General features: G+C 61.4%; 9 protein-coding genes and 2 pseudogenes. 8 read left to right on the top strand and 3 right to left on the bottom strand.

Annotation, left to right across the window (positions count from 1 at the left end; all coding sequences use genetic code 11):
- The first annotated feature begins 2 nt into the window (after positions 1-2).
- From AC06G5_RS11905 to AC06G5_RS11895, 3 genes are all read left to right on the top strand, one after another.
- Entirely contained in the window at positions 3-674 is a 672-nt protein-coding gene (locus tag AC06G5_RS11905) for a heavy metal response regulator transcription factor (RefSeq protein WP_046040381.1), read from the top strand.
- 8 nt (positions 675-682) lie between these two features.
- Entirely contained in the window at positions 683-2,113 is a 1,431-nt protein-coding gene (locus AC06G5_RS11900) for a heavy metal sensor histidine kinase (protein WP_480459530.1), read from the top strand.
- Between the two features lie 189 nt (positions 2,114-2,302).
- Positions 2,303-4,606 carry a DUF3772 domain-containing protein gene (locus AC06G5_RS11895; protein WP_413427112.1) on the top strand — a complete coding sequence of 768 codons (2,304 nt, stop codon included), beginning with the start codon at positions 2,303-2,305 and terminating at the stop codon, positions 4,604-4,606.
- Positions 4,607-4,636: 30 nt separating this feature from the next.
- Here the strand turns inward: AC06G5_RS11895 and AC06G5_RS11890 are convergent, their stop codons facing one another.
- Both AC06G5_RS11890 and AC06G5_RS11885 read right to left on the bottom strand, forming a co-directional pair.
- Positions 4,637-6,127, bottom strand: coding sequence for an aldehyde dehydrogenase family protein (locus tag AC06G5_RS11890; RefSeq protein ID WP_413427114.1), 1,491 nt, complete (start codon positions 6,125-6,127; stop codon positions 4,637-4,639).
- Positions 6,128-6,175: 48 nt separating this feature from the next.
- A complete protein-coding gene (locus tag AC06G5_RS11885) occupies positions 6,176-6,565 on the bottom strand; it encodes a c-type cytochrome (RefSeq protein WP_480459528.1) in 390 nt (129 codons plus the stop codon).
- A gap of 281 nt (positions 6,566-6,846) precedes the next feature.
- Here AC06G5_RS11885 and AC06G5_RS11880 point away from each other — a divergent pair, with 281 nt between their 5' ends.
- From AC06G5_RS11880 to AC06G5_RS11870, 3 genes and pseudogenes are all read left to right on the top strand, one after another.
- A complete protein-coding gene (locus AC06G5_RS11880; RefSeq protein WP_413427118.1) occupies positions 6,847-8,169 on the top strand; it encodes an alginate export family protein in 1,323 nt (440 codons plus the stop codon).
- Positions 8,170-8,223: 54 nt separating this feature from the next.
- A pseudogene (locus AC06G5_RS11875) lies at positions 8,224-8,904 on the top strand (cache domain-containing protein); the annotation flags it as partial.
- Between the two features lie 495 nt (positions 8,905-9,399).
- Positions 9,400-10,360: pseudogene (locus AC06G5_RS11870) on the top strand (methyl-accepting chemotaxis protein); the annotation flags it as partial.
- A gap of 147 nt (positions 10,361-10,507) precedes the next feature.
- Here AC06G5_RS11870 and srmL read toward each other — a convergent pair.
- A complete protein-coding gene (gene srmL / locus AC06G5_RS11865) occupies positions 10,508-11,659 on the bottom strand; it encodes a PheS-related mystery ligase SrmL (RefSeq protein ID WP_480459526.1) in 1,152 nt (383 codons plus the stop codon).
- 361 nt (positions 11,660-12,020) lie between these two features.
- Between srmL and AC06G5_RS11860 the strand changes: the two genes are divergently transcribed.
- Both AC06G5_RS11860 and AC06G5_RS11855 read left to right on the top strand, forming a co-directional pair.
- A complete protein-coding gene (locus AC06G5_RS11860; protein ID WP_413427122.1) occupies positions 12,021-13,334 on the top strand; it encodes an amino acid permease in 1,314 nt (437 codons plus the stop codon).
- Positions 13,327-14,607, top strand: coding sequence for an aspartate aminotransferase family protein (locus tag AC06G5_RS11855; RefSeq protein WP_480459524.1), 1,281 nt, complete (start codon positions 13,327-13,329; stop codon positions 14,605-14,607). Before AC06G5_RS11860 ends, AC06G5_RS11855 begins: the two co-directional genes overlap by 8 nt.
- Positions 14,608-14,609 lie beyond the last annotated feature (2 nt).

Here is a 14,609-nt window from a genome sequence, read left to right as displayed (position 1 = left end):
TCATGAACATCCTCGTAGTCGAAGACGAACCCAAGGCCGGCAATTACCTGCTCAACGGCCTGCAGGAACTCGGATACACCGTGAGCCTGGCGCGCGACGGCGTCGATGGTTTGCACCTGGCCCTTGAGCACGATTTCGATGTGATCGTACTGGACGTCATGATGCCGAAGATGGATGGCTGGGAAGTCCTGCGTCGCTTGCGCAAGGAAGCCGACACACCGGTGTTGTTCCTCACCGCCCGGGATGACATCGCCGACCGCATCAAAGGCCTGGAACTTGGCGCCGACGATTACCTGATCAAACCGTTTTCCTTCGCTGAACTGGTGGCACGCCTGCGCACCCTGACCCGGCGCGGCCCTACCCGGGAAGAGGAGCACCTGCACGTCGACGACCTGCAGATCGACGTGCTCAAGCGACGCGTCAGCCGCGCCGGCAATCGCATCACCCTGACCAACAAGGAATTTGCCCTGCTGCACCTGTTCGCCACGCATCAGGGCGAAGTGCTGTCACGCTCGATGATCGCCTCGCGGGTCTGGGACATGAATTTCGACAGCGACACCAATGTCGTCGATGTCGCGGTGCGCCGCCTGCGCCTGAAAATCGATGATCCGTTCCCGCTCAAGTTGATCCACAGCGTGCGCGGCATCGGCTACCGCTTCGACACTCAACCCTGAATACCGCCATGAATGCGATGACACCGCTGCAATCCGCTTCCCGCCTCAGTCACTCCCTGACCTTGCGTCTGGCGCTGGTGTTTGCCCTGCTGGCGTTTGTCTCGCTGGCGCTGTTGGGTGTCGCGCTGTACCGCGACCTGGAGCGCGAGTTGATCCGTCGCGACGACATTGCCCTGATCACCCGCATCGACCAGTTGCGTACCTTCCTCAACGACAGCAATACCCTGGACCTGATCAAGGCCAAGCCGGCGCTGTTCCAGAACATGATGGGCAACCGCGAGGCCCTGCTGACCATCGGCACCCCAGGCCAACCGCCGTTGCTGGTGGTCAACCCGGGCAACCTGAAAATGCCGGTGCTGACCCCGGTGGCGATGGATCATCGCCTGACCCTGAATGACGTGCAGCACTTGCCCAACGTCAATGGCGTGCCGTTTTCCGCCTTGGCGGCGACCATCGACTCGGGTGATCTGGGCAGCCTGCAAGTGGTGACAGGGCGCTTGATGACCGAACGCACCGCCGTGCTCGCCGACTACCGCTTCAACGTGTACCTGTTCGCCAGCGTCGCGGCGATTCTGCTGTCGCTGTCCGGTTATGTGCTGGTGCATCGTGGCCTGTTGCCCGTGCGGCGCCTGGCCCGTCACACCCAGAGCATCGACGTCGGCAACCTAAACGAACGCCTCGACAGCCAGGGCGCGCCACTGGAGCTGTTGCCGATGATCGACGCCTTCAACGCCATGCTCGACCGGCTGGACAAAGGCTTCATACAACTGGGCCAGGTGTCGACCGACATGGCCCACGAACTGCGCACGCCGATCAACAACCTGCTGGGTGAAACCCAGGTGGCCTTGCAGCAGAACCGCAGCACCGACGCCTATCAGCAACTGTTGGCCTCGAACGTCGAAGAACTTGAACGCCTGGCGCGCATGCTCGACAACATGCTGTTTCTGGCCCGCACCGATCCGCGCAGCGCCTTGCGCCAGCGTCAGGAACTGGATGCCGCCGACGAAATGCAACGCATGGCCGACTACTTCGAAGGCCCGGCGGGCGACGTTGGCATCTGCATCAATGCCCAGGGCAGCGGTCTGATCTGGGCCGAGCCCATGTTGCTGCGCCGTGCCCTGGCCAACCTGTGCGCCAACGCCATCAAGTACGGCGCCCCGCATTCCGAGCTGTGCATCCACGCCAACCCGACTGCCGACGGCATCCAGGTGCAAGTGCGCAACCACGGTCCGACCATCGCGCCGCACCATCTGCCACGGTTGTTCGAACGCTTCTACCGGGTCGATGAGTCCCGCGAACGCTCGTCCCAGTCCAATGGCCTGGGCCTGTCGATCGTGACGACGATCATGCAACTGCACAACGGTGCCTGCCATGTCAGCAGTGCCGACGGCATCACCTGCTTCGAGCTGTTTTTCCCGGCGCGACAACAGCATGAGTAACGCCTGAACGAAAACCACCCGGGTCACTTGCGACAAAACTTCGCTCGAGGGTGCGTGTCATGGCCTAACCTCATTGGCTAAGTGATCAACAACCCGTCGAGCACGCCGATGTGCAACGTATTCAAGTCAATGATCTGCATCGCCTTCGCGCTTCTGGCGGCAAGCCCGGGCTGGCTGTTGGCGACACCCATGGCCGACGCCCTTACCCCCGCCGCCACCCCTGCGGTCATCAGCATCCCCGATAACGATCTGCTGGGGCTGCAAAACCAGTTGAACAGCCTCAAGCAGCAGGTTTCCCTGGCCACCAATTACACCCAACTGGAAAGCGCACAGGATCAGGTGCAAGTACTGATCCAGGATATTGATAGCCTGTCTGCATCGCTACTGCCCGGGCAGGCGCAGTTGCAGGCGCAACTCAACGTGCTGGGGCCCGTGCCCCTCGCCGAGAATGCACAGGTGACGTCTGCCATTACCACCCAGCGAGACACCCTCGGCGAGCAGAAAAACAGGATCGATAGCCAACTCAAAACCCTGGAAGCGCTGAAAAAAAGTGCCGCCGAGCTGATCACCCAGATAGCCAGTATTCGCCGCAGCCTGCTGGAAGCGGAAGTGACCCAGCAAACCACCAGTATCCTGAACCCGGTTTTCTGGTCACCTTTGTTCAATTTTCCGGCAGAAGACCGCCAGCGTTTCAGTGCCCTCATCGAGCAACTCGGGGCCACGCACCGGGCGGCCTGGCAACCCGGACAACGCGGGATCACGGCCGCACTGCTGATACTGGCCCTGGCCATCTGGACCGTTGGGCGACGGTTCGCCGGGCGGGGCCTGGCGTGGCTGTGCATCCATCGAATGCCTGAAGGCCGGTTGCGGCGCAGCTCCCTTGCATTGGCGTCGGTACTGGCGACGGTGCTGACCGCCGGCGCAGCCTTGCAATTGCTGCACTTTGCCGGGACCCGGCAACTGCCCTACACCCCGCTGCTGGCCGATCTGGCGCAGTATCTGGAAAAGCTGGCCTATACCTGCGTGCTGATCACCGGATTGAGCCGAGCACTGCTGTCGACCAAACATCCCTCATGGCGCCTGCCCGATATTGCCGATCCGGTGGCCCTGGCGATGGCGCCCTATCCAAGGTTGCTGGCAAGCCTGCTGCTGGTGCTGGTGACACTGGTGCAGATGAGTAATGTCACCGGCATGAGCGCCGAAGTGGTGTTGTTCGGTCGGGGCATCGTGGCGTTGGTCGCTGCCCTGGTGATCGGTGCGCTCCTGTTGCGCGTCAGCAAGACCCGCAGAGACCTGATCGTTGCCGGAGAAGCCCCCGAAGGTGTCACAACCTTTGCCGGCCTGATTTATGCGTTTACCGGCGCTGCCGTGGTGGGGTCGCTGTTCGCCCTGGTGATCGGCTACGTGACGATGGCCCGGTTCATCACCTATGAACTGGTCTGGATATTCATCATCTTCGCCGGTTTCTACCTGCTCACACAGGTTTACCAGGATACTTGCGATTACCTTTTTTCAGCCCGGCAACCCACCGGCAGGACCATCAAACAGCTGCTGGGCATCGGCAATCCGCGCCTGGAGCAGATCTGCACCGTATTGTCCGGGGCAGGACGCGCGATCCTGATACTGATTGGCCTCATTGCGTTGTTTGTCGGCGGGATCGGTACGACACTGGGGCAACTGGTCACCGGCACTGTGGCCGTACTCGGCGGTGAAGGGCTGCGCGCGCTGAACATCGTCCCGGACAACTTGATGCGTGCCGTCCTGACACTGATGATCGGTGTCTATCTGATCCGCACGTTACGCCGCTGGCTGGACAAGGAGTTCCTGCCGAAAACCGAGATGGACCCGGGCATGTGCGCCTCGCTCAGCACCCTGTTTGCCAATATCGGTTACGCATCGGTGGTGCTGCTGACGCTGTCGTCGCTGGGGATCAAGTGGACCAACCTGGCCTGGATCGTCAGTGCCTTGTCGGTCGGCATCGGCTTCGGCCTTCAGGAGATCGTGAAGAACTTCATCTCCGGCCTGATCCTGCTGACCGAGCGCCCGGTGAAAGTCGGCGACCTGATCAGCATAAGTGGTGTTGAAGGCGATATACGACGGATCAACGTGCGGGCCACGGAAATACAACTCGCCGACCGCTCGATCATGATCGTGCCTAACTCGCATCTGATTTCGCAGAACCTGCGCAACGTCACCCTCGGCGGCAGCGCCCAGGGCGTGGTGATACTCGAACTGATGTTCCCGCTGGACATCGACCCTGAGCAAGTACAGAACCTGCTCTACGACACCTTCACCGAACACGAATCCATTCTGGATAAACCGGTGCCATTTTTGCGCTTCAGCCAGCTGAAACCCGAAGGCATCACGTTGACTATCACCGGCTATGTCGGCAGTCCCCGCACGGTCGGCGCGATCAAAAGCCAGCTGCTGTTTGAAATTCTCAAGCGGCTGGGTGCCGCTGGCATTGAACTGGCGAAACCGCCTGCTGCGTGATATTCGATCACGCGGCAGGCGGTCGCTACATCAATGCGCGATGCACACCGACTTGAGCTCGGTGTACGCCTCGATCACCGCACGGCCGAACTCGCGGCCCATGCCCGATTGCTTGACGCCGCCGAACGGCATCGCCGGGTCGAGCAGCACGTGGGCATTGACCCACACGGTGCCGGCCTCGATGCGTGGCACCAGGTTCATGGCCTTGCCCAGGTCGTTGGTCCACAGGCTGGCGGCCAGGCCGTAGCGGTTGTCGTTGGCCAATTCGATCACGGCGTCTTCGTCGTCGAACGGCATCACGCCCAGCACCGGACCGAATACTTCTTCGCGGGCCACGGCCATGCTGTGGTCGATGTCCGCCAGGATGGTCGGCTGCACGAAGAAGCCGTCGCCTTGCAGCAACTCACCTCCCGTCACCACCCGCGCACCTTCCTTGCGGGCCAGTTCGATGTGCTTGAGTACGCTTTGCTGTTGCTTGCGCGACACCAGCGGGTTGATCGCCGCTTCGCAGTTCATGCCCGCGCCAATCGGCATCGCCGAGACGGCGGCCGCCAGGGCTTCGACAAACTGGTCATGGATCGAACGGTGCACATAGAAACGCGAGGCCGCTGCGCAGACCTGGCCGTTGTTCAGCAAGCCACCGAGGATCGCGCCTTGCACGGCTTTCTCGATGTCGGCATCGGCGAGCACGATCATCGGGTTCTTGCCACCCAGTTCCAGGGAGAAGCGCGTCATGTTCTCCATGCACGCCACGCCGACACTCTTGCCCACGGCGGTGGAACCGGTGAACGACACTTTGTTCACCAAAGGATGCTGGGTCAGCGCGCCGCCGACGGAAGCGCCACCCCCGGTGACCACGTTGAATACGCCGGCCGGGATGCCCGCTTCCAGCGCCAGTTCAGCCAGGCGCATGGCGGTCAACGGGGTTTCCATGGCCGGTTTGATGATCACGGTGCAGCCGGTGGCCAGGGCCGGCATCAGTTTCCAGGCCGCGATCAGCAGCGGGAAGTTCCACGGCACGATGCCGACCACCACACCCACCGGCTCACGCTTGGTGAAGGCAGTGAACTTCGCACCGGGTGGCAACGGGATCGACACATCGAAGGTCTGGCCTTCGATCTTGGTCGCCCAGCCGGACATGTAGCGCATGAATTCCACGGTGGCGTTCAGGTCCAGCGCGCGGGCCATGTTGATCGACTTGCCCTGGCTCAAGGTTTCCAGCTGCGCCAGTTCTTCGGCGTGCTCTTCGACCAGACGGGTGAAGTTCAGCAGGATGCGCTCACGGTCCGCCGGACGCAGGCCCGACCACACGCCAGACTTGAAGGCCTTGTGGGACGACTGCACGGCGCGCTCGACGATTTCCAGCGGTGCATCCAGGGTTTCGCACAGGGTTTGCCCGGTGGCCGGGTTGACCACGGCGATACTGTCGCCCTCGGCAAACACCCACTGGCCATCGATGAAGCAGCCGTGGCGACGTTCGAGGAATGCAGCAACCTGGGGCAGGATTTCAACGTTGCTCATAATTCACCTTTCATTCAGACGATGTGTTCAGGCGCAGATCCGGCCTGATCAGTGTTGTTCTTTGAGGAAGCATGCGACTGCCTGACGGTCGTCGGCGGAGGCCAGGCCCATGTACGGCATGTAAGTGCCCGGCACGTAGGCCTGGGGCTGGGTGATCAATTGCGTGATGTTCTCGGCTTGCCAGTCGACGTCCTTGTCGCGCATGGCCTGGGAGTAGCTGAAGCCCGGCAGCGAGCCGGACTTGCGTCCATACACACCGAACAGGTTCGGTCCCATCATGCCGGTCGTGCCCTTGGTCACCGCGTGGCAAACACTGCATTCAGTGGAGAACACTTCGGCACCACGGCGGGTATCCGGGGCGCATTCGGCGGCAGACACCGCCTGAACCAGAGTGAAGGACAGCAAGCCGATCAGGGGCAAACGCAGCGAAGTGAACATAAGAAACCGACCTTGAAAATCCGCGCACTCGCCGGCAGGCGAACGCCAACACTAATAATGCCGAGGCTGGGAGCTTCGGCAGGTTGTCAGGGATTGTCGGTGGTCGCCGGCCCGCAGGTTTTGCCCTGCGTGCCAGTTGTATTGGCCGGGCTGCCAAACCGGGGAATCTGGCATGCACAGCCAACTTATTGGCAAACAGGGAAAAGGGCAGGGAAAAGTCGGGCCTTAGTATCTAAAAAGACCGCAAACCTGCGCTCAAGAACAAGAACGGATGCCACACCATGCTCAAGTCCCCCTTGCTTCGTCTCTCGACTCTCGCGCTGATGATCAGTGCCGGCCAGGCCAGCGCCTATGAGCTGTACGCCGATGACGACAGCCATCTGAACGCCACGCTGGAAGCGGCGTTCGGCATTTTCCACAGCCAGGAAAACTACGCCCTGTCCGGCCGCCTCGACGAAGGTTCGTCGTCGTGGCGCGAGGGCTACATCAAATACGGTTTGAGTTTCGACAAGGGCCTGGGCGGTGCGGGCACGGCTTACGGCGCGGGCAACCTGCTCAGCTCCGGCACCTGGGGCGACGGCGATGCCGCCGGCTTCAGCGACGGTTCGGAACGCACCACCAAGTTCGAAGATGCCTACCTCGGCTGGCGTTCCGCGGACCTGTTCGGGGCGTTGGGCAAGGACGGCGTCGACCTGTCATTCGGTCGCCAGAACATCATGATCGGCGATGGTTTCCTGATCAATGGCGACGCGCTGAACATAGGAAAAGGCCTGGCCGACGGCGAATTCAACCGTGGCGGCGCCTACTACCTGGCGGCGCGCAAGGCCTTCGACGAAACCGCCATATTGCGTCTGGGTGGCAAGGAAGGCTGGCGCGGCGACCTGATGTGGCTCAAGTCCGACAACCGCGCCCAGGCCAAGACCGAAATGTACGTCGGCACCCTGGAACACGTGGCCGAGGCCGGCACGGTCGGCCTGACCTACATCAAGACCACCGACATCGACGAACAGTTCGCCTCCCCGGCGCAACTCGAACGCGACGGCATGAAAACCTACAGCGTACGCGCGGCAGGCAATGCCGGGGTGAAAGACCTGTTCCTCTCCGGCGAATACGCCAGGCAGGACAAGCCCCACGCCTCCGACGAAAACGCCTGGTACCTGGAAGCCGGCTGGACCTTTTCCGACGCTGCCTGGACGCCGAACGTCAGCTACCGCTACAGCCGCTTCTCGGAAGGCTACGACACCTTGTTCTACGGCATGAGCCGTGGTTACGGCACCTGGTTCCAGGGCGAAGTGGCAGGCAACTACGCCGGGCCGTTCAACACCAACTCACGCATCCAGAACGTCGGGCTGAAAGTCTCGCCGCTGGAGAACCTGAACCTCGGCGCGCTGTACTTCAACTACGACACCATCGACCGCAGCCTGGGCAACACCGACGGCCACGAAGTCGACCTGTATGCCGAATGGCACGTCAACGATCACCTGACCGTGATGCCGCTGGTGGGCTTCTACCAACCGGACAAGAGTGCTGACAACGGCGGCACGCAACTGGGTAACAACGACCGGAACGTCTACGCCCAACTGCTGTTCGTCACTGGTTTCTAATGTCGGTCACGGGCAACGGCGCTGTCGTTGCCCGTGTGGAAAAAGGTATTTCCAATGCACAAAAAATTCCTGACGATCCAGAGCAAGATCGCCCTCCTCGCCGGCCTCTGCCTGCTGCTGGTCGTTGGCTTGCTGATGGGTTTGTCGCTCTATCAGACCCACAAGAGCAGCGAGCAAGTGGCGCAAGCCAGCGGCGACATGCTCGCCAATGCGGCCAGGGAACACATGCAAGCGCTGGGCAAAGTGCAGGCCATGCAAGTGCAACGCACCTTCATGCAGACCCACGAATACGGCCAGGGGTTATCGCGCTACCTGTTGTACCTGCGACAACTGCAACAAAAGGGCAACCTGACCCGCCAACAACTGCGCCAGGAGCTGAGCACCCAGCTTCACCAGGCCTTGATCGACAAGCCCGACCTGCTCGGGCTTTATGTCATTTTTGAACCCGGTGCACTCGATGGCGCCGACGCCGGTTTCGCCAACCAGGCGGAACTTGGCAGCAATGAAACCGGACGCTTTTCGCTGTATTGGGTGCAGAGCAAACCCGGCGAACTGCAAGCGGTGATCGGCGACGAAGGCCTGCTCGCCAACACCGAGCCGGGGCCGAGCGGCGCGCCGTACAACGCCTTCTATACCTGCGCCCGCGACACCCGCCAGGCCTGTGTGCTGGAGCCCTATTTCGACGAAGCCTCCGGCAGCCGCAAACTGGTGACCAGCGTTGCCTTCCCGCTGCTGGAAAACGGCAAGGTCATTGCCGTGGTGGGACTGGATATCAACCTCGCCGCCCTGCAACAAAACAGCGAAACCAGTGCCCGTGCGCTGTTCGATGGCAACGGTCGGATCAGCATCGTCAGCCCGCGTGGGGTAATCTCCGCCAACAGCCAGGATGTCAATCGCCTGGGCCAACCGATGGACAGCAACGAGGTCATGGACGCCTTGCGCCAGGGCAAACCCGAAGTGTTTGTCGACGCCCGGCAGATCAAGGTCCTTGAGCCGCTGTCGCCGATTGCCGGTGCCGCGCCATGGGGTGTGTTGGTCGGTGTGCCGCAGGACGTGTTGCTGGCACCAGTCGCCACACTGCAAAACGAACTCGATGCCCAAGGCGTGCAAAGCACTGCGCTTGAACTGCTGCTCGGTGGCGGCTCGGCCCTGCTCGGCCTGCTGCTGATCTGGTACACGGCGCTGCGCATCACCCGGCCGCTGCAAGTACTGACCCGGGTCATGGAGGATATTTCCCTCGGCGAAGGCGATCTGACCCGGCGCCTGCAAGTGCAATCGCGGGATGAAATCGGGCAACTGGCGACCGCTTTCAACCGCTTTCAACCGCTTTGTCGAGCGCATCCACCATTCGATCCGCGAGGTGTCATCGGCGGCGCTGGGGGTGAACGAAGGCGCGCGGCGGGTACTGGATGCGTCAAACTCGTCGATGAGCAATTTCGACGATCAATCCACCCGCACCAACAGCGTGGCGGCGGCAATCAACCAGTTGGGCGCGGCCGCACAGGAGATCGCCCATAACGCCTCCGACGCCTCGCATCAGGCCTCCAATGCCCGGCAACAGGCCGAGGATGGGCGCCAGGTGGTACAGCGCACGATCGAGGTGATGAACGAACTGTCTGGCAAGATCAGTGCGTCATGCACCAACATCGAAGTGCTCAACGACAAGACCGTGAACATCGGGCAGATCCTCGAGGTGATCAAGGGCATCTCCCAGCAGACCAACCTGCTGGCGCTCAACGCGGCGATCGAAGCGGCGCGGGCCGGTGAAGCGGGCCGTGGTTTTGCTGTCGTCGCTGACGAAGTGCGCAGCCTGGCCGGACGCACCCAGACATCGGCGCTGGAGATCCAGCAGATGATCGAGGAACTGCAAGTGGGCGCGCGGGAATCGGTCACCACCATGACAGAGAGCCAGCGCCACAGCGAAGAAAGCGTCACCATCGCCAACCTCGCCGGCTCCCGCCTGGGCAGCGTGACCCAGCGCATCGGCGAAATCGACAACGTCAACCAGTCCGTCGCCGCCGCCACCGAAGAACAGACCGCGGTGGTCGAGGCCCTGAATGTCGACATCACGCAAATCAACACCCTGAACCAGCAAGGCGTGGAGAATTTGCAATCGACATTGCGCGCTTGTACCGAGCTGGAGCAACAGGCGGCGCGGTTGAATCAGTTGGTGGGGAGTTTTCGGATCTGAGGATTGATGTTGCCTGATCTGCCGCCTTCGCGAGCAAGCCCGCTCCCACATTTGATCCAGGTCGCACACAAACTCTGTGTTCACTGAAAATCCCTGTGGGAGCGGGCTTGCTCGCGAAGAGGCCAGCACATCCAACATCAATCTCGACTAAACATTGGGAAGATCCATCCTATAACCCGCGCCCAGTGCACCTTCATGCAGCGCCGACTGAATTTTCGAATACAAGGCGTTCGCCTCAGCAGTAGTGATGGATCGCGAACAATCCCTCAGTACAACGCGCAGCAGCACATTTTCCTGTCCCGGCAGAAGCCCCAGGCGCTCAATTGCCTGCATAGGTAAATCCGAGAATGGCCAACGCCCCTTGACCTGCATTTCTTCGATCCAGTCAGAACAGTCGCCAGCAGCCTGCAACATCCTTTCGGTCAACACTTCCTCGCTCAAACCCGGCGTTACCGCTAACGAAATATCACGAGTAATCGAAGGCAACCGAGAGACGGCGCTCCACGGATTCAGATCATGCATCTGCGCCTGTACTCGTTCGTTCTTGTCGCGTAACAAACGAATATCCGGGATTCCTTTGCGCAACATGGTCAGACGATCCAATCCCATTCCGAGCGCCAACCCGCCATGACGCACAGGATCTATCTTCAGTCGGTCCAGCAAGGATTTCGCAATTCGACCGCACTCCAGCACCTCGACCTGAGCGCGGTCGTTCAACACATTCACTTCGATTCCACCCTCCGTGTAGTGATGCGGACTTTGGTTGTAGATCCAGGACTTGTCAGGCACCGCTGATTTGAGGATATCGCTAACCAGACGCAGCAAATGTTCATGCGTCGACAACTCGGGATCACCCAGCACCCAGATATCCATCTGATGTGGTTCCGCACAGTGCCAACGATCCCGACTGTCGCGGCGGAAAGTGATGCCGGGTGCGGCCAGTAATATTGTCTCTCCTGGTTGTCGTACTTGAGCCGCACGCTGAAGTGCTGCTGGAATTTGACTGGTGGTTTGCGTGCGCAACAACGAGCACTCGTCGACCCAGCGTGTGTGTGCACTCCCTAGCGTAACTTCTGACGAGTCATAACCGAGTAACCCGTAGTTTTCTTCAGCGGACACAATTCGTGGCCCTGTCAGTAGCTGCGCTTGCGGCCAGCCTTTTTCAGTCAGTTTTTGAAGGATTTCCTTCAGCAATAACCGAACAGCGTGATCCGGCGTGGCAGCTTCCGTTAGATCGATCTGCAGCAGGGCTTGTTGGAATGCACCTCCTGATACGGTTTTCTTTGAAGACGTGTCCATGCTCTTCCTCTCCTCCTTAAAACACAGTGCCAACACAGTACACAGCCGTTGGCCTGCATATCCTTAGAGCTGGAAAAATCAGAATGAACTGACAGGCGGGTCTGACATTGCAGGTGGGATGCGCAGATCTCTGCTCGTCTTGGACCGAGGTGTTGCCTTCGCATGCAGGCTCCCGAAGAGGATCACCATCGGGATCAAATCTGGCACCCACAACCAACGACATGGCATGCGCACAAACATGCCGCGCCGCGCCCCGCGCGTAGTATCGAGACCAGCCCCATTCCATGGGCGCAAAGCAACGCTGAACCCCTCCATTCCTCACTAAAACAATAATTCGGCCTTCGGGTCGCGGGAGACTTCTGTGCTCAAGAAAAGTGCGCTGGGCTGGCCAAAGATTGCCGGCCTCGGAATTGCGTTGGTGGTGGCCGGGCAGTTTTCCGGCTGGAACTTCGGGTTGGCGGCCGGTGGCTGGCTGAACATGCTGGTCGCCACATTGTTGATGGCCCTGCTCTGCGGCGGCCTGGCCTTGTGCGTGGCGGAACTGTCCACGGCGCTACCGAGTGCCGGTGGTGTGTTCGTGTATGCGCAAAGTGCGTTCGGGCCGTTCGTGGGTTACCTCGTCGGTTTCGCCTGTGCCCTGGCACTGACTATCGGCACCGGCGCGGCGGCCACCTTTATCTGCGCTTACACCGAATCGATTTTCGGCCTCGGTGGCTGGCCGGTGAAGATTGCCCTGTTCGCGGTAATCATCGGCATCCACATGCGTGGCGTCGGTGAAGCCATGGGCCTGACGTTCATTGCCGGTGTGATCGCCGTTGTCGCCCTGCTCACTTTTGGCGTGGCCATGGCGCCCCATGTCGAGTTGGCCAACTTGCTGAAGTTGCCCGCCAGCGTCGCAACACCGGTCAGCCTTGGCGGCATCTTCGCCTGCGTGCCATTCGCGATCTGGTTGTTCATCACCGTTGAGCAAACCGGCTCGGCCGCCGAAGAGGCGCACAACCCCGGTCGCACCATGCCCCGCGGCATTCTGGCGGCCATTGGCACCTTGCTGGTGACCGCGCTGGTGGTGCTGGTGTGTGCACCGGGTGCCGGTGGTGTCGAGCTGGTCGGCTCGGCTGGCGACCCGCTGTATGCCGCGATGTCCAGCAACAGCGCCTTCGGTGAAGGTTCATGGCTGGCCAGGGTGATTGGCTGCGGCGCGGTGTTCGGCCTGATCGCTACCTTCTTTTCCCTGGTGTACGCCGCCTCCCGGCAACTGTTCGCCATGGCCCGCGACGGCCTGTTCCCGCAATGGCTGGGCAAGACCGGCAAACGCGGCACGCCCTACCCGGCGCTGTTGCTGATCGGCGCCATCGGCCTACCGCTGTCCGAAATAGACCCGGCTACGGTGATGCTCGCGGTCGTGCTGCTGCTCAACGTTTGCTACCTGTTCATCTTCGGCGCGTACCTGCACATCAAGCGCAACCAACCGGACCTGCCACGGCCGTTCACCCTGGTCGGCGGCAAACTGGTTGCGTGGCTGGGCCTGGCCCTGACGCTGGTGGTGATCGCCGCCTGCTTCCAGCTCGACATGCTGATGCTGATCGCCCTCGCCGTGACCTTCACCCTGTGCATTTTCAATTACCTGCTGCGCAACCGCCGCACCACCGTCATCGAGGTTCCAGACCATGCCTGAAGACTCTCTCCTGCACCGCCGTCATCGCGTACTCGGCAGCGCCTCGCCGCTGTTCTACGACAAGCCCTTGCACCTGGTGCGCGGCGAAGGTGTCTGGCTGTTCGACGTCGACGGCCGGCGCTACCTCGACGTCTACAACAACGTGCCCTGCGTCGGTCACTGCAACCCCCACGTGACCGAGGCCATGCACCGCCAGGCCACCACGCTGAACATCCACACCCGCTACCTGGATGAACACGTGGTGCGCTACGCCGAACGTCTGACCGCGACCTTCGCCGCGCCGCTGGACACCGCCATGTTCACCTGCACCGGCAGCGAAGCCAACGAACTGGCGCTGCGCCTGGCGCGGTTCGCCAGTGGCGGCACCGGCATCATCGTCAGTGACTACAACTACCACGGCAATTCGGCATCGCTGGCAGAAGTCACCACCGCCCTGCCCTCACCGGAGCCCTTCGCCGCCCATGCGCGCGCCGTGCCGATTCCGTGCCTGTACCGCGCACCGGCCGGCACCACCGAGGCACAACTGGCCGAGGAGTATGCGGCCAACATCGCAGCGGCGATTGCCTCGATGCAGGCCCAGGGCATTCGCCCGGCCGCATTGCTGATCGATACCCTGTTCGCCAACGAAGGCCTGCCGCGGGTGCCGGCCAGTTTCGTCAACAAGGCCGCGGCGCTGATCCGTGCCGCTGGCGGTCTGTTCATCGCCGACGAAGTGCAATCGGGTTTTGGCCGTACCGGCGATCACCTGTGGGGCCACCAGGCACACGGCGTGGTGCCGGACATCGTCACCCTCGGCAAACCGATGGGTAACGGCTATCCACTGGCCGGGTTGATCACCCACAAGGCGCTGGTCGAATCCTTCGGGCGCCACGCCATGTACTTCAACACCTTCGGCGGTTCGCCCGTGGCGGCTGCGGTCGGCATGGCGGTACTGGATGTGATCGAAGAGCAGCAACTGCTGAAAAACGCACAAAGCGTCGGTGCCTATGTGCAGCAACGCCTGCAAGTGTTGGCCGACAAGCACTCGATCATCGGCGACGTGCGCGGCAAGGGCCTGTTCTTCGCCATGGAACTGGTGCGCGACCACGCAAGCAAAGAGCCGGCCGGACTGGAGGCGCGCAAGGTGGTCAACGACATGCGCGAGAACGGCGTGCTGATCAGCAAGATCGGCGCCGGCGACAACATTCTCAAGCTTCGCCCACCGCTGGTGTTCGGTCGCGACCACGCGGACCTGTTCGTCGACACCCTGGATAACGCGCTCAGCGCGATTTGAGG

This window comes from Pseudomonas sp. WT-JTC (assembly GCF_056711565.1).
This window is presented reverse-complemented; position numbering and strand designations above follow the sequence as displayed.

What these genes read in the sequence shown, in the direction of transcription:
- AC06G5_RS11905 (WP_046040381.1), top strand. Translation starts at nt 3, where the DNA reads ATGAACATCCTCGTAGTCGAAGACGAACCCAAGGCCGGCAATTACCTG.
- AC06G5_RS11900 (WP_480459530.1), top strand. Translation starts at nt 683, where the DNA reads ATGAATGCGATGACACCGCTGCAATCCGCTTCCCGCCTCAGTCACTCC.
- AC06G5_RS11895 (WP_413427112.1), top strand. Translation starts at nt 2,303, where the DNA reads ATGGCCGACGCCCTTACCCCCGCCGCCACCCCTGCGGTCATCAGCATC.
- AC06G5_RS11890 (WP_413427114.1), bottom strand. Translation starts at nt 6,127, where the DNA reads ATGAGCAACGTTGAAATCCTGCCCCAGGTTGCTGCATTCCTCGAACGT.
- AC06G5_RS11885 (WP_480459528.1), bottom strand. Translation starts at nt 6,565, where the DNA reads ATGTTCACTTCGCTGCGTTTGCCCCTGATCGGCTTGCTGTCCTTCACT.
- AC06G5_RS11880 (WP_413427118.1), top strand. Translation starts at nt 6,847, where the DNA reads ATGCTCAAGTCCCCCTTGCTTCGTCTCTCGACTCTCGCGCTGATGATC.
- srmL (WP_480459526.1), bottom strand. Translation starts at nt 11,659, where the DNA reads ATGGACACGTCTTCAAAGAAAACCGTATCAGGAGGTGCATTCCAACAA.
- AC06G5_RS11855 (WP_480459524.1), top strand. Translation starts at nt 13,327, where the DNA reads ATGCCTGAAGACTCTCTCCTGCACCGCCGTCATCGCGTACTCGGCAGC.